This window comes from Streptomyces sp. 12E, assembly GCF_055633275.1.
Genome location: NZ_JBVNCJ010000001.1, coordinates 5,296,755 through 5,317,545, shown reverse-complemented (window position 1 = coordinate 5,317,545; position 20,791 = coordinate 5,296,755). Strand labels below are relative to the sequence as shown.

Sequence of the window (20,791 nt, the reverse complement as noted above, 5' to 3'; positions counted from 1 at the left end):
AGGCATATGCGTTGACACTACTTATGCGGCGCTTATAGACCTGGGAGCCGCATGGGGTGCTGATGTTGCGTCAGCGCCCCTTCAACCCCCCGCATTTGCACTCTTCCGTAAAGGACAAACGTGACAGTTCTGTCCGTATCACGCCGTACCGTCGCGCGCTCCGTGCGCGCCCTCGGTGTCGTCTCCGCGTCCGCCGCCCTCGCGATCGGCGTCGCCGGCAACGCGGCGGCCTGCGACATCACCGAGTTCTCGGCCGAGGCCAAGTGCGTCGGTGACAAGGGCGTCATCACCGTCACCGACAAGGACCCGGCCGGCGTCCCCGCCACCATCACCGTCTTCCTGCAGGACAAGCAGATCGGCGAGCAGGTGGTCAAGGGCACCGCTGAGGGCACCACCATCACCTTCGAGGAGGACTGGAAGCCGAACGCCGAGTACCGCATCCACGTCGACGCGAAGCCCTACGTCGACGCGGACATCAAGCCGAACCTGGTGACCCCGGCGACGGCCTGCACAACGCAGGAGGAGGAACCCCCGGCCGAGGAGGAGCCCGAGCCGACCCCGTCGGAGTCCTCCTCCACCCCGGCCGAGGAGGAGCCCGGCACGCCGACCCCGTCGGCGCCGGAGAGCGAGAGCACCGCTCCGGCGGACACCTCGAGCAACGCGCCGTCCCCGGCCGGTGAGTCGAACCTCGCCGAGACCGGCGCCAACTCCAACACCGGTCTGATCGCCGGTGTCGCGGCCGCCCTGGTCGCGATCGGCGGTGGCGCGGTCTTCTTCGGCATGCGCCGTCGCGGGGCGAACAGCCGGAGCTGACGCCGCACGGACACACGGGTGGCCCGTCCCCTCCCCGGGGGCGGGCCATCGCCGTCGCCGGCCGCTCAGCCGAACGTCGCCCGTTCCAGCCAGAACTCCAGCAGCTTCCGGTCGCCGAGCACGTCGAGCCCGGGGGCGTCCAGCGGCAGCCGGCGGTAGAAGGCGAGGAGCACGGAGGTGAGCGGGCCGCGCAGGGCGACCGTGGCCTTCTCGTGTCCATGGCGCCAGGAGACGCCCTCCTCGCCGAGCTCGATCACCCACTCCGTGCCGGCCCCCGCCCCTGCGTCGGTGGCGTGCAGATGGATGGTGCGCCGGGGCCCGCGCAGGTCGTGCACCGTGTCGTCCGGCAGCGTCCGCTGCGCCCACTCCACGATCTCCAGCCATTCGTCTACCGCGTCCGCGGCGACCTCGGGCGCGACCTCGTAGGGCAGTCCGGCGGCCAGGGTGGCGTCCGCGCGGTGGACGGTCACCTCGTGCGTCATGCGACGGGCCCAGAACCCGGCGTTGTGCGTCCCGGCCCAGCTCCACACCTTCGCGTCCGGACCGGCCTCGCGCAGCGCGCCGACGACCAGTTCGCCGGACTCCGCCAGCCAGGCGTCCAGCGCACCGGGATCGCCCCACGCCTCGGGCCCGCCGAATCCCGGCACCCGCTCCTCGGGGACCTCGTCCTCCGCCCCGGTGCGCACCATCAGCCCGGCCCAGCGCAGGGCCCCGCCGACATGCCGTACGAGCTGCTCCAGGGACCAGTCGGGCGTGGTGGGCACGGTGCCGGACAGGTCGGCGCCGGACGTGACGACGGTCCGCAACTGCCCTGTCTGACGGGCGATCTCTTGGCAGTAGTGGTCGTGCGCGAGTCGAGTCATGCCGCACACCCTAGGGAGCCGTGCTCATCCCAGCACCACGATTTCCGCCGCGTCGAACTCCACCCCGACCTCGTCCCCGACCTCCGGCGCGGCCCTGAGCGCGCAGGCCGCCTCCAGGCGGGGGGCGTCCTCGGGCTGGAGGCGGACGGCGACGTGCGTGCCGCGGAAGGTGCGCGCGGCCACCGTGCAGCGCAGGCCCTCGCCGGCCGGGACCAGCCGGACGCCGGCGGGCCGGACGAGGAGCGTGCGGGCGCCCTGGGGGGCGCCGTCCGGCACGGGCACCTTGCCCCAGGGGGTCACGGCGACGCCGTCCGCGACCGTCGCCCCGACGACGTTCTCGAAGCCGAGGAAGCGGGCCACGAAGGCGTCGGCCGGACGCTGCCACACCTCCAGCGGCGTCCCCGACTGGGCGATCCGTCCGTCCCGCATCACCACGACCCGGTCGGCCAGCGCGAACGCCTCGCCCTGGTCGTGGGTCACGGCGAGCACGGTGGTGCCCAACCGGCCGAACAACTCCCGCAGCTCGACGACCAGCCGTTCCCTCAGCGACCGGTCGAGCTGCCCGAGCGGCTCGTCGAGCATCAGCAGCCGGGGGCTCGGCGCGAGGGCGCGGGCCAGCGCGACACGCTGCTGTTCCCCGCCGGACAGCGCGGCGACGGCGCGTCCGCCCGCCCCCGGCAGACCCACGAGGTCCAGCAACTCCCGTACGCGGTCCGACTGCTCGGTGCGCGACGCGCCGTGCATCCGCAGTCCGAAGGCCACGTTGCCGCCCACGTCCCGCTGCGGGAAGAGCTGGTGGTCCTGGAACATCAGGCCGACCCCGCGCCTGTGCGCGGGCACCCCCGCCTGGTCGTGCCCGTCGAGCCGGATCCGTCCGGAGTCGAGGGGCTGCAGTCCGGCCACCGTCCGCAGCAGCGTCGACTTGCCGCTGCCGCTGGGGCCGAGCACACAGACGATCTCGTGCTCGGCGACCTCCAGGTCGACGGCGTCCAGCACCGCCCGCCCGCCGAAGCGGACGGTCACGCCCCGAAGGCTCAGCAGCATCTAGAACTCCCCGGTCCGGTCGGTCCGCAGCCGCTCCAGCACCAGCAGCGCCACCGCGCACACGATCATCAGAATTGTCGACAGGGCCATCGCCTGCCCGTAGTTGAGGTCCCCGGGCCGTCCCAGCAGCCGTGCCACGGCGACCGGCAGGGTGGGATTCTCGGGCCGCGCGATGAACACCGTCGCCCCGAACTCCCCGAGCGACACCGCGAAGGCGAACCCGGCCGCGATCAGCAGGGCCCGCCGCACCATCGGCAGGTCCACCTCCCGCCACGCCCGCCACGGCGACGCCCCGAGCACCGCCGCCGCCTCCCGCAGCCGTACGTCCACGGCCCGCAGCACCGGCAGCATGGTCCGTACGACGAAGGGGACGCCGACCAGCGCCTGGGCGAGCGGGACCAGGATCCAGGAGGCGCGCAGGTCCAGCGGCGGCTCGTCCAGGGCGATCAGGAAACCGAAGCCGACGGTCACCGCGGACACCCCGAGCGGCAGCATCAGCAGCGCGTCGAAGCCGCGCACCAGCCGTCCCGCGTCCCGTCGGGTCAGCGCGACGGCGGCGAGGGAGCCGACCAGCACGGCGATGGCGGTGGCGGCGACCGCGTACTGCAGCGAGTTGCCGACCGCCTCGATCGGAGCGGCCAGGAACACTCCCCCGTCGTCCTCGGTCAGCGCCCGGTAGTAGCCCAGGCCGGCGGCCCCGAAGGATCGCTGCACCAGGACCGCGAGGGGCAGCAGGATCAGTACGGCGACGGTGGCGACGACCGAGCCCAGCAGCGCCCACTGTCCGCCGCCGCGCGGCCGGCGTGCGGTCACCGAGGCGTCCACCAGCCGCAGCGCGGTCTCCCGGCGCCGTACGGTCCAGGCGTGCAGGGCGAGGATCGCGCCCACGGCGACGAACTGGATCATCGTCAGGACGGCGGCCGTGGACAGGTCGAAGATCTCGGAGGTCTGCCGGTAGATCTCCACTTCGAGGGTGGAGAAGGCCGGCCCGCCGAGGATCTGGACCACGCCGAAGGAGGTGAAGGTGAACAGGAAGACCATCAGCGCGGCGGCGGCCACGGCGGGCGCGAGCGCGGGCAGGGTGACGGTGCGCCAGGCCGCGAACCGCGAGGCGCCGAGCATCCGCGCGGCCTCCTCCTGCCGCGGGTCGAGCTGGGACCACAGTCCGCCCACGGTGCGCACGACGACGGCGTAGTTGAAGAAGACGTGCGCGAGCAGGATCGCCCACACCGTGGTGTCCAGCCGTGCGCCCCACAGTTCGTCGAGCAGCCCGCCGCGTCCGACGAGCGCCATGAACGCCGTGCCGACGACGACCGTCGGCAGTACGAACGGCACGGTGACCACGGCCCGCAGCACCTGTTTGCCGGGGAAGTCGAAGCGGGCGAAGACGTACGCGCCGGGCAGGGCGATCAGCAGGGTCAGGGCGGTGGAGACGAGGGCCTGCCAGGTGGTGAACCACAGGACCTGACGGACGTCGGACTGCGCCAGGACGTCCCCGATCCGCCCGAGCTGCCAGCTCCCGCCGGTCTTCAGCCCGCGCGCGACGATCGCGGTGACGGGGTAGGCGAAGAAGACGGCGAAGAACGCGACGGGCACGGCCATCAGACCGAGCCGCGCCGCGCTCCCGCGCCGCCTGGCCGCGGTGCGCCTCACTTCAGTACGAGCGAGGTCCACGTCTTGACCCACTGGTCACGGTTGGCGGCGATCTTCTCCGGGTCCATGGTCTGCGGGTCCTTCGCCTGCGGCCCGAACTTCACGAACTCCTGGGGCACCTGGGCGGCCTCCCGCACCGGGTAGACGAACATGTTGAGCGGCATGTCGTCCTGGAACGTCTTGCCGATCAGGAAGTCGAGCAGCGCCTTGCCGCCCTCGGGGTTCTTCGCGTTGCTCAGCAGCCCCGCGTACTCGACCTGGCGGAAGCAGGTGCCCTCCGCGACGCCGGTGGGGGCGGTGTCCGGCTTCGGGTCGGCGTAGACGACCTCGGCGGGCGGCGAGGAGGCGTACGACACCACCAGCGGCCGGTCGGCCTTGGCCTGCTTGCCGCCGGCCGAGCCGGAGAACTCCTCGTTGTAGGCCTGCTCCCAGCCGTCGACCACCTTCACGCCGTTGGCCTTGAGCTTCTTCCAGTACTCCGGCCAGCCCTCGTCCCCGTACTTCGCGGCGGTGCCGAGGAGGAAGCCGAGGCCGGGCGAGGAGGTGGAGGCGTTCTCGACGACGAGGAGGTCCTTGTACTCGGGCTCGATCAGGTCGTCGAAGGTCTTCGGCGGGGTCAGGTCGTGCTCGGCGAACCACGCCTTGTCGTAGTTGACGCAGACGTCGCCGGTGTCGACGGGGGTGACCCGGTGCTTGTCCTCGTCGACCCGGTACTCGGGCAGGACCAGGTCCGCGTCCTTCGCCTCGTACGGCTGGAACAGCCCGTTGTCGAGGGCGCGGGACAGCAGGGTGTTGTCGACGCCGAAGAAGACGTCGCCCTGGGGGTTGTCCTTGGTCAGGATGGCCTTGTTCACGGCCTGCCCGGCGTCGCCGTCCTCGAGGACCCTGAGCCTGTATCCGGACTGCTTCTCGAAGGCGGCGACCACGTCCTTCGACACGGCCCACGAGTTGTGGCTGACGAGGGTCACGGTCCCGGACCCGCCGCCGCTGCCGTCGGCGTCGTCGCCGGACGACCCGCACGCGGACAGCGTGACCAGCCCCAGCCCGACGGCCAGGACCGTGACCTTCTTGGTGATGCCCACTTGATTCCTCCTGGAGTGACCAGGAAGAGACGCGGCCCTGCCCGGGACCCCTCCGCGGGGTCCCGGGCAGGGCGCAACAGCTCGAGTGATGACCGATCTCCCTACCCAGAATGACCTGGGCCAGGTTCGGAGGGTCTGCGGCCGGTGCCGCACTCTCAGCGCTGTGGCGCTCCCCTGTCGGAATATGAAGATGTGCTTACGCGAGTCACATTACCGCTCGCTCGCGGCGAGCTGACCACACGCCCCGTCGATCTCCTGCCCACGGGTGTCCCGGATCGTCACCGGCACACCGTGCGCGGCGATCGCCTCCACGAACGCCTTCTCGTCCTCGGGACGGGAGGCGGTCCACTTGGAGCCGGGCGTGGGGTTGAGCGGGATGAGGTTGACGTGCACCGGCCGGCCCTTGAGCATCCGTCCGAGCCGGTCGCCCCGCCAGGCCTGGTCGTTGATGTCCCGGATCAGCGCGTACTCGATGGACAGCCGCCGCCCCGACCTGGCCGCGTACTCGAACCCGGCGTCCAGCACCTCGCGCACCTTCCACCGCGTGTTCACGGGGACGAGGGTGTCGCGCAGCTCGTCGTCGGGGGCGTGCAGCGAGATGGCGAGCCGACACTTGAAGCCCTCGTCGGAGAACCGGTGGATGGCCGGCACGAGACCGACGGTCGACACGGTGATCCCGCGCTGCGACAGCCCGAGCCCGTCCGGCTCGGGGTCGGTGAGGCGACGGATGGCTCCGACGACCCGGTTGTAGTTGGCGAGCGGCTCACCCATGCCCATGAACACGATGTTGCTCAGCCGCGCCGGGCCACCGGGCACCTCTCCGTCCCTCAGCGCCCGCATCCCGTCCACGATCTGGTGCACGATCTCGGCGGTGGACAGGTTCCGGTCGAGGCCGGCCTGCCCGGTCGCGCAGAACGGGCAGTTCATGCCGCAGCCCGCCTGGGAACTGATGCACATGGTCACCCGGTCCGGGTAGCGCATCAGCACGGACTCGACGAGCGTGCCGTCGAACAGCTTCCACAGCGTCTTGCGGGTGGTGCCCTGGTCGGTCGACAGGTGCCGTACGACCGTCATCAGCTCGGGAAGCAGCGCGTCCCGCAGTGCGGCACGGGAACCGGCGGGGATGTCGGTCCACTGCTCCGGTTCGTGCGCGTACCGCGCGAAGTAGTGCTGCGACAGCTGCTTGGCGCGGAACGGCTTCTCACCGACCGCGGCGACCGCCTCCTTGCGCTCGGCGGGCGTGAGATCGGCAAGGTGCCGCGGCGGCTTCTTGGCTCCGCGCGGCGCGACAAAGGTGAGTTCTCCGGGCTTAGGCATGGCAGTACCAGTGTCGCAGATCCAATCGGGTGACCTGCGGCTGTCGGCATCTGTACCTGTCGCCGACGGTCGTCATCTGTGGTCTCCGATCCCCTTCGGACGGCCCACAGACGGCCCGGCCATGGTGAGTGTGCGCTGAGACTCGGCCGACCGCGACTGTTCGCGCCTGTTGGTGTCCGCCCCTGGTGTGGGTCGCCACACGAGGGCTGACAAGGTACATCCCCATCGAGAAGGCTCGGCAGAGTGCTTCAGTGCGCTCAGGAGGCCCCTAGATCATCCCGTGCGGCTGCGAGGAAGTCGGCATAGCGTTCAGTGAAGGCTCCGTAAGCCCGGAGGGCGTGGTTCTGATCTGGTTCCCTGCCAGTGGCTAGCGCGGTTGCTGCGGCTCGGGTCGCTCGGTCTACTTCCCAGGATGCTGCCAGCAGGCTCACCGCTGCTTCATCAAGAGCTGTGGGCCCAACCAGGGTCAGGCTGCCGTGCATGTCAGCGAGCTGGCCGACTGCTTCGTAGACTTCGTCGGTCATTGCGTCATCGGGTGTGTCGAGACCGTCACGAGCCTTCGCTCCGACTGCTTGAGCTGCGGCGATGTACGCCGCGTAAGCCACCCTGCGCTGTTCTCGTAGCCAGTGCGCGTGTTCGGTCGCAGCCTGGTCCTGGACCTGCTGCCGCAGAGCGCGCACTGGTTTCCGCTCCGACTTTCGCTCCCCTCACAGCCGCCAGTCCGCCGGCCACTGCGCCGCCGAGTGCGCCAACCATGCCCGCCACGCCTGCAATGACCGCAGCGACACCCTGATCCATAACCGCTCATCCAACGTCCCCTTCAGGCTGATGCCAAGGTCGGCGGAGTCCTGACAGGGCCTTGAAAACCGTCGTGGCAGCGATGTCACCGTGGGTTCAAATCCCACCGCCTCCGCTGCCTCAACAGTGAGAGTGGCCTCTGACCTGGACGTTTGGTCAGGGGCCGTTCTGGTATCCGGCTACTGTGACTGCCCGGTGTTCCCCGTGGGTCCCCGCTCGATCGGGCACGGGAAGGGCACGCTTCTCACCACCCTGCCGGTAAGTCCTCGGCGTGGCTCAGCGGCAGCGGCAAGATGGCCGCGTGGTCGACGATGAGAACACGGGCTTCAGCCTGCTACGGGGTGCGACAGGCTTCTGTCAGCCGAAGGACGGTCCACTCCCCGAAACCGATATGCGGGCTTTCCGAAGCGGTCTGTACGCAGCCGCCCGCGCCGCCGGAGGCAGGGTCGGCAAGATCGAGCCGCAGGCGTACCCTCGCACGTTCCACACCGCGTCGGTCGTCGATGGCACGGGCGAGTGCGCCCTTCTCTGTCACGCGTATCACCCCTGGATCGCGTTCACTCAGGGACGCGGGGACTGGCTCAGCAACGACTTCGTCACACCGCCGCCCTGGGCCAGCACCTTCGCACACGCCGGATTCGTGGTGCTTGATCGTGAACAGCTCACCACACCTCTTTCCGACGTGGACACCGCGGGGCTTACACAGGGCGAATGGCGTGAAATTCACTATTACGGCATCACCACGTTGGGTGGGGTGATCTTCAATGCATGGGATTGATGAACTAGGTTCGCGGCCTGGTCGGTGGGGGCGTGCCTGCTCGCCAGCCCGCACCCTTGAACGGACCTCATCCCACACTCGCCCCAGCTCCCATCCCGTCTGCCGTCGACCCACACACCGTGGAGCGGGCGTGGTTCCTGGCGTCCAGGTGGAGCGCGCCGCTGTACGAACGACCTGGACGCCAGGGGCCGCGTCTGCTCGGCTCTGCCTGGGTCGGCGGTGGACGGGAGGAGCTCCCCGCGCACGCCCCACGGGTCCGCAGTCGGCGACGGTGCCCCCTCCGCTCGGGAACCGCTGGCTGCACACCCAGGCCGTGGCCGCTCGGGCTCGCGAGGCTTCCGCGGCTGTGTCCGAGGCAGACCAGGACCTCCTCATCGCTGCCGCATGGCTGCATGACATCGGCTACGCACCCGAACTGCGTGACACCGGATTCCACCCCCTCGACAGTGCCCGACACCTTGCATCACCGGGTGCGCCGGCGCGCCTGGTCCGGCTGATCGCCCATCACTCCGGAGCCGTGTACGAAGCGGAGCAGCGCGGACTCTCGGCAGAGCCGGCCGTCTGCGAGCGGGAAGAATCGCCGGTCCTGGACGCCCCTGATCTTCGCCGACATGACGACCGGCCCCTCCGGGCAGTCCTTCGACTTCGACACCCGGATCCACGGGATCCTGGTCCGTTCGTGAGCACGGCATGCACGCACTGAGGCACTTCTACGCCTCTACGCCTCCGTGCTCCTGGACGCCGGCGAGAGCACCAAGGCCGTCAGCCAGTACCTCGGGCACTCCGATCCAGGGCTGACGCTGCGGGTGTACGCCCACCTGATGCCGGGGAGCCAGGAGCGTACGCGGAAGGCTGTCGACCGCGTGTTCCTGCCCCTACAGCCGGGCACGCGCAAAGGATGACCTCTTACTACGCGGTATCAGTTCAACTGGCAGAACGCCCGGACGGCCCCCCGTGGTTCAAGTGGGCCTTCTTAGGTGTGTGGGCGCTCTGCGGAGTGTTCGTCCTCTACAAGCTGCGCCAGAACGGTTGGAAGTTCCCCCGACGGCGCTGAGGCCGGCCGACCGCGTAGAAGAGGTGCGACTGCGCGAGTCCGACGGCCCAGCGCCACGGAACAGGCCCCTACCTGCACTAAATGCGCAGGTAGGGGGCCTGTTCTCGTCTCTTGCCTGCCAGTTCTCCGGGCTTGGGCATGGCCCTGCCAGGGTCGCAGAACGACTTGGGTGGCCCGGTCGGGCTCAGAACAGACCGGCGATCGCCAGGAAGAGGTGGGAGACGTAGGTCTTCGTACGGTGCCACGGACCGCAGTAGAGACGCGGCCTGCGGCGCCCCTTCTGGTCGAGGAGCGCCTCGCACCATCGGCAGGGCAGGTCACCGTGGTACCTGCCGTCGTCCCCCCGCCTCGCCTGTGCCATGGAGCGACCTTAATACCCCGTACAGCGGCGGGCCCCCGTCCGGAGAGGACGGGGGCCCGATCCGGCCACGCGGGTACGGGTCACCCGGACCCGACGAAGAGCACCAGCAGCAGCCACACCACCGGCGCCGTCGGCAGCAGGGAGTCCAGGCGGTCCATGATGCCGCCGTGGCCGGGCAGCAGCGTGCCCATGTCCTTGATGCCCAGATCACGTTTGATCATGGACTCGCCGAGGTCGCCCAGCGTGGCGCTGGCCGCGACCGCGAGGCCCAGGAGCAGGCCCTGCCACCAGTTGCCGTCGTCGATCAGGAACTGCATGCACAGCGCGCCGACGGCCATCGCGAAGGTCACCGCGCCCAGCAGGCCCTCGCGGGTCTTGCCGGGGCTGATGCGCGGGGCGAGCTTGGTCCTGCCGAAGCGCCAGCCGACGGCGTACGCGCCGGTGTCGCTGACGACCGTCAGCAGCAGGAAGGTCAGGACACGCCACGGGCCGTCGTCGGCGGTGAGCATCATGGCCACGAAGGTCGCCAGGAACGGCACGTAGAACACCGCGAAGACACCCGCCGTGACGTCCTTGAGGTAGCCCTCGGGCGGTGCCGTCATACGCCAGACCAGCACCGCCAGCGCGGTGAGCGCCATGGCGACCCACGCGCCCTCGGTCCCCCGGGCGTACCCGGCGACGACCATGGCCGCACCGCCCAGCGCGAGCGGTGTCAGGGGCGCCTCGATGCCCTTGCGCTCCCGCAGCCGCGACGTCAGCTCCCACAGGCCCACCACCACGGCGACGGCGACCACGCCGACGAAGACCGCCTTGACGACGAACAACGATGCGACGATCACCACGCCGAGTCCGACGCCGACGCCTATCGCGGCCCCGAGATCCCGCCCCGCGCTCTTCTTCTGCGGTGCGGGTGCCGGCTGCGGGGCGTCGGACATGGGCTCCGGATTCTGCGGCACCTCCCCCGGAAGGGGTCGGACCCGCGTCGGCTCGTCTCGGAAAGGGGGACCGCTCAGCCGAGCGGTCCCCCTTTCCGCATCCTGGTCTCCGCCGTGTTCGGGTACGTCGGGCACGATGGGCATGGGACGCGTGTGCTGCGCGTTGTGCGCATCGTACGCGGGACTCGCCGGAGCGGCCCCCCAGCCCTGCCCGTGGTCGGACGGCCCCCAGTACCCGGTCTGCGGCGTCCCCCAGGAAGAGTCGTTCATCAGACCTCGAGCAGCTCCGCTTCCTTGTGCTTCAGGAGTTCGTCCACCTGGGCGACGTACTTCGCGGTGGTGTCGTCGAGCTCCTTCTCCGCACGGCGGCCCTCGTCCTCGCCGACCTCGCCATCCTTGATCATCTTGTCGATGGCGTCCTTGGCCTTGCGGCGCACGGAGCGGATGGAGACCTTGGCGTCCTCACCCTTGGTCTTGGCGACCTTGATGTAGTCACGGCGGCGCTCCTCGGTGAGCTCGGGGAACACCACGCGGATGATGTTGCCGTCGTTGCTCGGGTTGACGCCCAGGTCCGAGTCGCGGATCGCCTGTTCGATGTTGCGCAGCGCGCTCTTGTCGAACGGCGTCACCACGGCCATGCGCGGCTCGGGCACGGAGAACGAGGCCAGCTGGTTGATCGGCGTCAGCGCGCCGTAGTAGTCGGCCACGATCTTGTTGAACATCGCCGGGTGCGCACGGCCGGTGCGGATCGCGGCGAAGTCCTCCTTGGCGACCACGACGGCCTTCTCCATCTTCTCCTCGGCCTCGAGGAGGGTCTCTTCGATCACCACTTGCTCCTGCGTGTCTTGAGTAGGCCCGGCCGCCGTTCCTCGTCGGGGGCGGCGGCCGGCTGCGTCGCGTCTTCTTCCTGCACGGTTCCCGACCGGCAGGACATTGTCCATCCCCCGGTCAGTTGCGGCCGGCTTGGTCGTCCACCAGCGTGCCGATCTTCTCACCCTTGACGGCGCGGGCGATATTGCCCTCCTTCAGAAGCTCGAAGACGACGATCGGGAGGCTGTTGTCACGGCAGAGCGTGACGGCGGTGGCGTCGGCGACCTTCAGGTCCCGGGTGATGACCTCGCCGTAGCCGAGCGCGTCGAACTTCACGGCGTCCGGGTTGGTCTTCGGGTCGGAGTCGTAGACGCCGTCCACACCGTTCTTGCCCATGAGCAGCGCCTCGGCGTCGATCTCCAGGGCGCGCTGGGCGGCGGTGGTGTCGGTGGAGAAGTACGGCATGCCCATACCGGCGCCGAAGATGACCACACGGCCCTTCTCCAGGTGCCGCACGGCGCGCAGCGGGATGTAGGGCTCGGCGACCTGCCCCATGGTGATGGCGGTCTGCACGCGGCAGTCGACGCCCTCCTTCTCCAGGAAGTCCTGGAGGGCGAGGCAGTTCATCACGGTGCCGAGCATGCCCATGTAGTCGGAGCGGGCACGGTCCATGCCGCGCACCTGGAGCTCGGCGCCGCGGAAGAAGTTGCCGCCGCCGATGACGATCGCGATCTGCGCGCCGTCCCGAACGACGGCCGCGATCTCACGCGCGATGGCGTGCACCACGTCGGGGTCGACGCCCAGGCCCCCGCCACCGGAGAAGGCCTCTCCGGACAGCTTCAGCAGAAACCGGCCGCGTACTTTGCCGTCGTCGCTCTTCTCAGCCTTGGTGGTCATCGTCGGTTCCCGCCTCTTTCACGTGTTGCACATACGAAGAAGGCCATTGCCGGTGGGGCGTGGTTCGCATCCCATGCGGCAATGGCCTCCTCGTCAGATCTGCTGTCGTCCGGCACGCGCGCGTGCGTGGACGCGTGTCCGAACGACCGCTGTCGACCCTATCGGGGTCGCGCGTCCGTCGCGGTACGGACTCAGATGCCGACCTTGATGCGCGTGAAGCGCTTCAGGGTGACACCGGCCTCGTCCAGGACCTTCTGGACGGACTTCTTGTTGTCCAGCGCGTAGGGCTGGCCGAGCAGCGTGGCGTCCTTGAAGAAGCCGTTGAGGCGGCCCTCGACGATCTTCGGCAGGGCGGCCTCGGGCTTGCCCTCGGCGCGGGTGGTCTCCTCGGCGACGCGGCGCTCGGACTCGACGACCTCGGCCGGCACGTCGTCCTTGGAGAGGTACTTCGGCGCGAAGGCGGCGATGTGCTGGGCGACGCCCTTGGCGACCTCGGCGTTCGGCTTGTCCAGCTCGACGAGGACACCGATCTGCGGCGGCAGGTCGGGCATCGTGCGGTGCATGTACGCCGTCACGTAGCCGTCGGCGAACTGGGCGAAGCGGTCCAGGACGATCTTCTCGCCCAGGGTGGCGTTGGCCTCGTCCACGAACGCCTGGACGGTCTTGCCGGCCTCGATCTCGGAGGCGAGCAGGGCCTCGAGGTCGGCCGGGGAGGTCTTGACGACGTGCTCGGCGATGGTGGTGGCCACGGCCTGGAACTTGTCGCCCTTGGCGACGAAGTCCGTCTCGCACTTCAGCTCGACGAGGACGCCGGAGGAGTTGTCGTCGGCGATGATCGAGACCACGGCGCCGTTCTCGGCGGAGCGGCCCTCGCGCTTGGCGACGCCCTTCTGGCCCTTGATGCGGAGCGCCTCGACGGCCTTCTCGACGTTGCCCTCGGCCTCGTCCAGCGCCTTCTTGCAGTCCATCATGCCGGCGCCGGTGAGCTCCCGGAGCTTCTTGACGTCGGCGGCGGTGTAGTTCGCCATGAGTCTGTGAATCTTTCTCGAAGTCTGGAGGTTCGGAGATCTGCGAGGTCAGGGGGCCTGCTCGACGGCAGGGGTCCGACACGCCGCCGACCTACGGGTGAACGGCGGGAGCGGAGGTGATGTCACCGCTCCCGCCGTCATCGGCTCTGACGGGGCGGTCAGGCCTGCTCGGCCTCGGCGGCCGGGGCGGCCTCGGCAGCGGGGGCCTCAGCCGGCTGCTCGGCCTCGGCGGCCGGGGCGGCCTCCTCGGCCTTGTTCTCGTCGGCCTTGTTCTCGCCCGCGAGCAGGTCGCGCTCCCACTCGGCCAGCGGCTCGCCGGCGGCCTTCTCGCCCTTGCCGGCCTCGGCGACACCGGAGCGGGCCATCAGGCCCTCGGCGACGGCGTCGGCGATCACGCGGGTGAGCAGGGTGACGGAGCGGATCGCGTCGTCGTTGCCCGGGATCTTGTAGTCGACCTCGTCGGGGTCGCAGTTGGTGTCGAGGATGGCGACGACCGGGATGTTGAGCTTCCGGGCCTCGCCGACCGCGATGTGCTCCTTCTTGGTGTCCACGATCCAGACGGCGCTGGGCACCTTCTGCATCTCGCGGATACCGCCGAGGGTCTTCTCCAGCTTGGCCTTCTCGCGGGAGAGGACCAGCAGCTCCTTCTTGGTGAGGCCGGAGGCGGCCACGTCCTCGAAGTCGATCTGCTCGAGCTCCTTGAGGCGCTGCAGACGCTTGTAGACGGTCGAGAAGTTGGTGAGCATGCCGCCCAGCCAGCGCTGGTTGACGTAGGGCATGCCGACGCGGGACGCCTGCTCGGCGATGGCCTCCTGCGCCTGCTTCTTCGTGCCGACGAACATGACCGTGCCGCCGTGGGCGACGGTCTCCTTGACGAACTCGTAGGCGCGGTCGATGTACGACAGCGACTGGAGCAGGTCGATGATGTAGATGCCGTTGCGCTCCGTGAAGATGAAGCGCTTCATCTTCGGGTTCCAACGACGGGTCTGGTGACCGAAGTGGACGCCGCTCTCCAGCAGCTCCCGCATCGTGACGACGGCCATGGCCGTATCTCCTTGGATTTCTCGGTTGTGCCGCGGATGCCGGACGGCTCCCGCGCCTGACGCCCGCGACGCGCCGTTGCCACGAAGGACCGAGGGGCGCTGACACCAGGACTGCGGCCGTGGCCGGTCCTGATGTCGGGGCGTGCGAAGTCGACCCGGTGGCCCGGGTCGCCACCAGAAGTGTACGGGACCCGCGAGGCGCCGGGTGACGCCGTTGTCCACAAACGGCCGGTGGTCCACAGGTCCGGGCGGAGATCACGGAGGTCCGGAAGGGTCGACGGCATGCGAAAGAGTGCATTCACGAGGGCGTGTACGCGGTTGGTCCTTCTGGTGGGCCTGACCTCGACGGCGCTGGCGGCTCCGCCTCCGCCGGGCCTGTCGGCGGCGGGGACGGAGGCGATGACGTCGGCGGACGAGGAGGCCGGGACGCCGGCCGTCGGACGGGCGTGGCCGGTGGGGGTACGGCCGCGGGTGCTGCGCGGCTGGGAGCCGCCGGCGACGGTGTACGGGCGCGGGCACCGGGGCGTGGACCTGGCGGCTCCGCCGGGGACGCCGGTGCGGGCGGTGGCGGCGGGCCGGGTCTCCTTCGCGGGCCGGGTGGCCGGGAAGGGCGTCGTCTCGGTGGAGCTCACCGGCACGGGCGACCCTCCGTTGCGCACCACCTACGAACCGGTTCGCGCGTCGGTGACCGAGGACGACGAGGTGACGGCGGGCGAGGTGGTCGGCACGGTGGCCCCCACGGGCTCCCACTGCACGGCCCCGTGCGTCCACTGGGGCCTGCTGAGGGGCGACGCCTACCTGGATCCGCTCACCCTGCTGCCCCCGTGGCTCCTGCACAGGGGGCCGCCGAGACTGCTGCCGGTCCTGGGAGTGCCGGTGCCGGAGTGAGGGCCCGGGCCCGGGGACGCGTCCGTCAGCCCCGTACGCCGCGGAGGGCCATCGCGACCGCCGCTTCCGTGATCGCGTCCGGGTGTTCCGCCGCGCCCAGCTCGATGCGGCGTACGGCCGCGTCGACCACGCCCTGGAGGAGCATCGCCGCGAGGCGGGGCTCGGCGTGGCCCAGACCGGCCAGGGCCTCGACGACCATCGCGACGAGTCCGCCGTGGGCCGCGCGGATCTTCTCCCGGGCGCCGGCGTCGAGCTCGCTCGCGGAGATCGCGACCACGGCGCGGTGCCGCCGGTCCCCGACCAGTTCCAGCTGCTTGCGGACGTACGCCTCGATCTTGGCATCGGCGCCGTCGGCGACCGCCATCGCCGCCTCGACCTCCGCCGCCCAGACCGGGAAGTCGACCTCGCACAGCTCCTCGACCACGGCGGCCCGCGAGCGGAAGTACTCGTACACGGACGAACGCGCGAGGCCGGTGCGCTCGGCGAGGGCCGGGAAGGTCAGCGCCTCCGTACCGCCCTCGGACAGCAGGGAGCGTGCCGCGTCCAGCAGGGCGGCTCGCTGCATCGACCGGTGCTCGGCCACGGAGGCCGCTCGAATCCTTGGCACGTCATCCACTTTACGGACGCCCCGCCCGCGGCGGCCAGGGGATCGGCCGGCTCTCCACCGGGAGGGTTCAGCGGCCGAAACCCGCCAGCTTCGCGCGCAGCTGGAGCACGGACTTGGTGTGGATCTGGCTGACCCGGCTCTCGGTCACGCCCAGCACGTTGCCGATCTCGGCGAGGGTGAGCCCTTCGTAGTAGTACAGGGTGACCACCGTCTTCTCCCGCTCCGGCAGTGTGTTGATGGCCCGTGCCAGGAACCTCCGCAGCTCCCGGTCCTCGGCCACCTCCACCGGGTTGTCGGCGGCGGTGTCCTCCAGGGTGTCCATCAGACTCAGCCGGTCGCCGCCCTCTCCCCCGACGTGCAGCAGCTCCTCCAGGGCGACGACGTTCGCGAGCGACAACTGGCTGAAAACCGCGTGCAGCTCGTCCACGGCGATGCCCATCTCATCGGCGACCTCGCTCTCGGAGGGGGTGCGCCGCAGCCGTGCCTCCAGCGTGGCGTAGGCGCGCTCCACGTTGCGCGCCTTCTGCCGCACCGAGCGCGGGATCCAGTCCAGCGCCCGCAACTCGTCGATCATCGCGCCCCGGATGCGGGTGATCGCGTAGGTCTCGAACTTGATCTCGCGGTCGACGTCGAACTTCTCGATCGCGTCGATCAGCCCGAAGACCCCGGAGGAGACGAAGTCCGCCTGGTCGACGTTGGGCGGCAGCCCCACGCTGACCCGGCCGGCCACGTACTTCACCAGCGGCGAGTAGTGCAGGATCAGCTGCTCCCGCAGCCGTTCGTCCCCCGTCGCCTTGTACGACCGCCACAGCTCGTCGAGTGTCGAGGGAGCGGGCGGCCGCACGCTGCCACCGTCGCGGGCGGCTGGGGGGATCGCCGCCCGGTCGGACCCGGAGGTGTGCTGGGGCATTCGTCGCCTTGTGCCGTTCTGCCGTGGACTGGTGCTGCCTGGGTGCGCTGTCCGTCCGATGTCTGGGTGCCTGTCCTCGCCCGTCCTTGCCTGTCCGCGTCGGGGCCCTCGTGAGCGTAGCGTGACTGTGGCGTCGCGGTGCGCGAAGAAGCGAGGTGGAGCTGTGCGCAGATTCGTTCCGGATGCCGTCCCGCCGGGGCATGTCCGTCGCTCTGAGTGATCGACGGGGTAGTCCAACTGGCCTAGTTTCCAAGGGATGTCAGGGGTTCCCCTGGGCGGTCGAACACACTCCGTCAGCGGAACTCGGGACCGTCCCGGACCGGGATCATCGCCTGGCGCGTCAACTTCCAGCTGTCGCCGTGTCGTTCGACGTAACCAAGTGCTCGTAATTCGTACAGTCTTGCGATCGCGTCGTCCGGGGTGGTCTGCGCGGCGCGTGCGATCTCCTCCGACCGGGCCGTTCCGCGCCCCGGCAGCGCGGCGAGGACCTGTTGTCCGGCCGGGTCGAGCAGATCCCGGGGCAGCACCGGCCCCCGGCGTTCCGGCGCGAGTTCGCCCATGTCGCCGACGAGTTCGACGACCTCGTCGGCGTCGGTGACCAGCACCGCGTCCTGCCGCAGCAGTTCGTGCACCCCGGCGGAGAGCCCGCTGGTGGCCGGCCCCGGCACTCCCATCGTGTGGCGTCCCAGCCGCCGGGCCGCCCGGACGGTCACCAGGGAGCCGCTGCGGTGGGCGGCCTCGACGACGACGGTGCCCCGGGTGAGCGCGGCGATCACCCTGTTGCGGAGGATGAACCTGCTCGGTGTCGGATGCTCGCCGGGCGGCAACTCGCCGACGACGAGTCCCTGCTCCGCGATCCTGCCGATCAGTCCGGTGTGGCCGCGCGGGTAGGGCCGGTCGACTCCGCAGGCGAGTACGGCGATGGTGGCGCCGCCCGCGCCGAGGGCGCCGCGGTGGGCTGCTCCGTCGACCCCGTAGGCGCCGCCGGAGACCACGATCCAGCCGCGCTCGGCAAGGCCCGCGGAGAGGGTGGCGGCCATGTGCGCGCCGTACTCGGTGCAGGCGCGGGCGCCGACGACGGCGACCGAGCGCAGCGCCCACATCCGCAGGTCCGCTCCTCCGCGCACCCACAGCCCGAGCGGCCGGGCGTCGCCCAGGTCGTCGAGCTGCCCGGGCCATTGCGGGGTTCCGGGGCCCACGAAGCGCACCCCGGCGGCCCGCGCGGCGGCGAGGTCGCTGCGCGGTTCGGCCCGCTCCGCCCGGGCCAGCAGCCCGGCCCACCGCTTGCCGCTCGCTCCCGGCAGCGGATCCCCCCGTTCCCGCAGCCGTCGCACCACGGCGTCCACACCGAGTTCCCGCACCCAGCGCCCGCCGGTCTCGTCACCGGGTTCGATGACCCGGGTGAGGAAGACCCGGCCGAGCAGTTCGCCGCCGGGGCCGTCCACGGCGCTCACGCCCCCGCCCCGATGGCCATGGGCACGCCGCGCGGGACGCCGGTGCGCAGTTGCAGGGCGAGGGCGACGTCCGCGGCGTCGGGCCGGTCGTGGCCGGCCAGGTCGGCGACGGTCCAGGCGACCCGCAGGACCCGGTCGAGCCCCCGGGCGGTGAGCACGCCCCGTTCCAGGCTCCGCTCGGCGTCGTCCATGGCGCCGGGGGCGGCGTGCCAGCGGCTGCGCAGCTCCCGTCCGGGAACCTCGCTGTTGGCGCGCCACGGGGTGCCTGCGAGCCGCGCCGCGGCACGGTCCCGGGCCCCGCGCACCCGGTCGGCGACCGTGGCGGTGCTCTCGCCACGGGCGCCGCGCGCCGTCAGTTCGGCACGGGTGACGCGGTCGACCTCGACCCGCAGGTCGACCCGGTCGAGCAGCGGGCCGGACAGCCGGGCCTGGTAGCGGCGGATCGCCGAGGGCGGGCACTCGCACTGGTCGTTCGTCCGCGAGAACCGCCCGCAGGGGCACGGGTTGGCGGCGAGCACCATCAGGAAGCGGGCGGGGAAGCGCACGACACCCGCGCTGCGCGCGATGACCACGTGCCCGGACTCCAGCGGCTGCCGCAGGGCGTCCAGGGCCCGGCTGCTGAACTCCGGGGTCTCGTCCAGGAAGAGCACGCCACGATGGGAGAGGGACACCGCTCCCGGCCGGGCCGTGCCGGGGCCGCCGCCGACGAGTGCCTGCATGGTGGCCGAGTGGTGCGGGGCGCAGTAGGGGGCCGTGTCGATCAGGGGCCTGTCCGGGGGCAGGAGTCCCGCCACCGAGTGCACGGCCGTCACCTCGAGCGAGGCCTGCCGGTCCAGCGACGGCAGGATCGACGGCAACCGCTCCGCCAGCATGGTCTTGCCGGCACCCGGCGGTCCTTCCAGGAAGAGGTGGTGTCCGCCCGCCGCGGCCACCTCCACGGCCGTCCGCGCCGAGAGCTGGCCCACGACGTCCGCGAGGTCATGGCCCCGATCGTGCGATGCCGCGCCGACGCCGTGCATCCCGGTGTCCGCTCCGGTGCCCGGGGCGCGCAGCCCCGCCAGCAGCGGGTCGGGCCGCGGCTGTTCCTCGGCGCCCTCCTCCGGTACGGGCTCGTCGGTGAGCACCGCGATCAGCTGGCGCAGGCTGCGGATGCCCAGGACGGACACGCCCGGCACCAGCGAGGCCTCGGCGGCGGCGCACTCGGGCACCACCACCTGTTCGTATCCCGCGTCGGCCGCGGCCAGGACGGCCGGCAGGATGCCGCGCACCGGCCGCACCCGGCCGTCCAGTCCCAGTTCGCCGATCATGACGATGTCGCCGAGCACCCGCGGATCGATCCGCTCGGCGGCGCCGAGCACCGCGCAGGCGACCGCCAGGTCGAACCCGCTGCCGGCCTTCGGGACGGAGGCCGGGCTGAGTCCCACGGTGAGTTTCTTCTGCGGCCACTCGCCGCCGGAATTGACCACGGCCGCCCTGACCCGGTCCCTGCTCTCCGTCAGGCTCTTGTCGGGCAGCCCCACCAGGGTGAAGGCCGCGACCCCGGGCTCCAGGTCGGCCTGGACCTCCACGACCACGCCCTCGACGCCCACCAGCGTCACCGAGCACGTACGCGCGAACCCCATGTCAGGCCACCCCCCGGACGTGCTCGACCACGGGTGCGCCGCGGGCCGGCAGCAGCACGCCGACCAGGTCGATGCGCACCCCGCCGGGCGGCGCTCCCCCGTGCTCCTGGAGCCAGCGTTCGGCGAGGTCCCGCAGGCGGTCCGCCTTGGCGGGCGTGACCGCCTCCATGGGGTGCTGGAAGGGTCCTGCCCTGCGGGTCTTCACCTCGCAGACGACCAGGGCGTCCCCGTCCCGGGCCACGATGTCGATCTCGCCGGTCCTGCCGCAGCGCCAGTTGCGCTGCAGGACCGTCATCCCGGTCTGGGTCAGCCGCCGTGCGGCCAGTGTCTCGCCGTACCTGCCGAGCGCGCCGCGTGCGCGATGTGCGTTCATGTCGGCACCACCTCCGGCGCCAACGGTCACGCATTCCGCCCGATGGAGTGGATCTTGGTGCAGAACTCGGCGGCTGTGGACAATTCCGTCACCCGCACGAGTGAGCCGATCATCCGCCCGGCAGCTCCAGATCGCTCTTGTTGAGCTCCTCGATGTTCACGTCCTTGAACGTCAGCACGCGTACCTGCTTCACGAACCGGGCCGGCCGATACATGTCCCAGACCCAGGCGTCCGCCATCGACACCTCGAAGAACACCTCGCCCTGGACCGAGTGCACCTGCATCTCGTAGTCGTTGGTGAGATAGAAACGCCGCTCGGTCTCGATCACGTATTTGAACAGACCGACGACATCGCGGTACTCCCGGTAGAGCTTCAGCTCCATCTCGGTCTCGTACTTCTCGAGGTCCTCGGCGCTCATGGCATGTTCCCCTTCAGCCGTGCGATCCCACCATTGTGCGCCA

General features: G+C 70.8%; 21 protein-coding genes, 1 pseudogene and 1 riboswitch. Of the genes and pseudogenes, 5 read left to right on the top strand and 17 right to left on the bottom strand.

The genetic code is table 11. From position 1 onward, the window contains the following. Positions 1-120: 120 nt before the first annotated feature. Complete coding sequence (locus ACZ8ZB_RS24655; protein ID WP_470739809.1) at positions 121-813, top strand: LAETG motif-containing sortase-dependent surface protein; 693 nt, start codon at positions 121-123, stop codon at positions 811-813. A 65-nt stretch (positions 814-878) separates the two neighbouring features. On the opposite strand, the gene ACZ8ZB_RS24650 is transcribed toward ACZ8ZB_RS24655, so the two are convergent. The 5 genes from ACZ8ZB_RS24650 to rlmN form a co-directional block, all read right to left on the bottom strand. Continuing rightward, positions 879-1,676, bottom strand: a complete 798-nt coding sequence (locus ACZ8ZB_RS24650) for a maleylpyruvate isomerase family mycothiol-dependent enzyme (RefSeq protein WP_470739808.1) — start codon at positions 1,674-1,676, stop codon at positions 879-881. 24 nt (positions 1,677-1,700) lie between these two features. Beyond that, positions 1,701-2,720 carry an ABC transporter ATP-binding protein gene (locus ACZ8ZB_RS24645; RefSeq protein WP_470739807.1) on the bottom strand — a complete coding sequence of 340 codons (1,020 nt, stop codon included), beginning with the start codon at positions 2,718-2,720 and terminating at the stop codon, positions 1,701-1,703. Continuing rightward, on the bottom strand, positions 2,721-4,322 hold the full coding sequence (locus ACZ8ZB_RS24640) for an ABC transporter permease (RefSeq protein WP_470741574.1): 1,602 nt from the start codon (positions 4,320-4,322) through the stop codon (positions 2,721-2,723). It abuts the gene before it with no gap. Positions 4,323-4,369: 47 nt separating this feature from the next. Beyond that, positions 4,370-5,455, bottom strand: a complete 1,086-nt coding sequence (locus tag ACZ8ZB_RS24635) for a thiamine ABC transporter substrate-binding protein (protein ID WP_470739806.1) — start codon at positions 5,453-5,455, stop codon at positions 4,370-4,372. An 80-nt stretch (positions 5,456-5,535) separates the two neighbouring features. Beyond that, positions 5,536-5,641, bottom strand: a riboswitch (TPP riboswitch). Between the two features lie 24 nt (positions 5,642-5,665). Continuing rightward, complete coding sequence (gene rlmN / locus ACZ8ZB_RS24630; protein WP_030824858.1) at positions 5,666-6,772, bottom strand: dual-specificity RNA methyltransferase RlmN; 1,107 nt, start codon at positions 6,770-6,772, stop codon at positions 5,666-5,668. A 1,099-nt stretch (positions 6,773-7,871) separates the two neighbouring features. Here rlmN and ACZ8ZB_RS24625 point away from each other — a divergent pair. From ACZ8ZB_RS24625 to ACZ8ZB_RS24615, 3 genes and pseudogenes are all read left to right on the top strand, one after another. After that, a complete protein-coding gene (locus ACZ8ZB_RS24625; RefSeq protein ID WP_470739805.1) occupies positions 7,872-8,348 on the top strand; it encodes a hypothetical protein in 477 nt (158 codons plus the stop codon). Then, complete coding sequence (locus ACZ8ZB_RS24620; protein WP_470739804.1) at positions 8,335-9,051, top strand: HDIG domain-containing metalloprotein; 717 nt, start codon at positions 8,335-8,337, stop codon at positions 9,049-9,051. The genes ACZ8ZB_RS24625 and ACZ8ZB_RS24620 overlap by 14 nt, the downstream gene beginning before the upstream one ends. Continuing rightward, positions 9,021-9,250 (top strand): annotated as a pseudogene (locus ACZ8ZB_RS24615) (site-specific integrase); the annotation flags it as partial. The gene ACZ8ZB_RS24620 and the pseudogene ACZ8ZB_RS24615, both read left to right, overlap by 31 nt. Before the next feature lie 336 nt (positions 9,251-9,586). On the opposite strand, the gene ACZ8ZB_RS24610 reads toward ACZ8ZB_RS24615, so the two are convergent. From ACZ8ZB_RS24610 to rpsB, 6 genes are all read right to left on the bottom strand, one after another. Then, positions 9,587-9,763, bottom strand: a complete 177-nt coding sequence (locus ACZ8ZB_RS24610; RefSeq protein ID WP_470739803.1) for a hypothetical protein — start codon at positions 9,761-9,763, stop codon at positions 9,587-9,589. Positions 9,764-9,843: 80 nt separating this feature from the next. Then, entirely contained in the window at positions 9,844-10,968 is a 1,125-nt protein-coding gene (locus ACZ8ZB_RS24605; protein WP_470739802.1) for a phosphatidate cytidylyltransferase, read from the bottom strand. Further along, positions 10,968-11,525, bottom strand: a complete 558-nt coding sequence (frr, locus tag ACZ8ZB_RS24600; RefSeq protein WP_030824850.1) for a ribosome recycling factor — start codon at positions 11,523-11,525, stop codon at positions 10,968-10,970. The genes ACZ8ZB_RS24605 and frr overlap by 1 nt, the downstream gene beginning before the upstream one ends. A 121-nt stretch (positions 11,526-11,646) precedes the next feature. After that, positions 11,647-12,405, bottom strand: coding sequence for a UMP kinase (gene pyrH, locus ACZ8ZB_RS24595; RefSeq protein WP_470739801.1), 759 nt, complete (start codon positions 12,403-12,405; stop codon positions 11,647-11,649). A 191-nt stretch (positions 12,406-12,596) separates the two neighbouring features. Then, positions 12,597-13,433 carry a translation elongation factor Ts gene (tsf, locus tag ACZ8ZB_RS24590; protein ID WP_470739800.1) on the bottom strand — a complete coding sequence of 279 codons (837 nt, stop codon included), beginning with the start codon at positions 13,431-13,433 and terminating at the stop codon, positions 12,597-12,599. Positions 13,434-13,591: 158 nt separating this feature from the next. Further along, a complete protein-coding gene (rpsB, locus tag ACZ8ZB_RS24585; protein ID WP_470739799.1) occupies positions 13,592-14,476 on the bottom strand; it encodes a 30S ribosomal protein S2 in 885 nt (294 codons plus the stop codon). A 399-nt stretch (positions 14,477-14,875) separates the two neighbouring features. Between rpsB and ACZ8ZB_RS24580 the strand changes: the two genes are divergently transcribed. Continuing rightward, entirely contained in the window at positions 14,876-15,364 is a 489-nt protein-coding gene (locus ACZ8ZB_RS24580; protein WP_470741573.1) for a M23 family metallopeptidase, read from the top strand. A 25-nt stretch (positions 15,365-15,389) separates the two neighbouring features. On the opposite strand, the gene ACZ8ZB_RS24575 is transcribed toward ACZ8ZB_RS24580, so the two are convergent. The 6 genes from ACZ8ZB_RS24575 to ACZ8ZB_RS24550 all read right to left on the bottom strand — a co-directional run bounded on the left by ACZ8ZB_RS24575 (position 15,390) and on the right by ACZ8ZB_RS24550 (position 20,748). Next, positions 15,390-15,947, bottom strand: coding sequence for a TetR/AcrR family transcriptional regulator (locus ACZ8ZB_RS24575; RefSeq protein WP_470741572.1), 558 nt, complete (start codon positions 15,945-15,947; stop codon positions 15,390-15,392). A gap of 91 nt (positions 15,948-16,038) precedes the next feature. After that, positions 16,039-16,881: an RNA polymerase sigma factor WhiG gene (whiG, locus tag ACZ8ZB_RS24570; RefSeq protein WP_470739798.1), complete on the bottom strand. Its 843-nt coding sequence runs from the start codon at positions 16,879-16,881 to the stop codon at positions 16,039-16,041. Positions 16,882-17,174: 293 nt separating this feature from the next. Next, entirely contained in the window at positions 17,175-18,335 is a 1,161-nt protein-coding gene (gene dprA, locus ACZ8ZB_RS24565; RefSeq protein ID WP_470739797.1) for a DNA-processing protein DprA, read from the bottom strand. Beyond that, a complete protein-coding gene (locus ACZ8ZB_RS24560; RefSeq protein ID WP_470739796.1) occupies positions 18,332-19,957 on the bottom strand; it encodes a YifB family Mg chelatase-like AAA ATPase in 1,626 nt (541 codons plus the stop codon). Before ACZ8ZB_RS24560 ends, dprA begins: the two co-directional genes overlap by 4 nt. 1 nt (position 19,958) lies before the next feature. Continuing rightward, positions 19,959-20,360 (bottom strand): YraN family protein, encoded by a 402-nt coding sequence (locus ACZ8ZB_RS24555; protein ID WP_470739795.1) that lies wholly within the window; start codon positions 20,358-20,360, stop codon positions 19,959-19,961. 79 nt (positions 20,361-20,439) lie between these two features. After that, positions 20,440-20,748, bottom strand: coding sequence for a DUF2469 domain-containing protein (locus ACZ8ZB_RS24550; RefSeq protein WP_003965949.1), 309 nt, complete (start codon positions 20,746-20,748; stop codon positions 20,440-20,442). Positions 20,749-20,791: the final 43 nt, after the last annotated feature.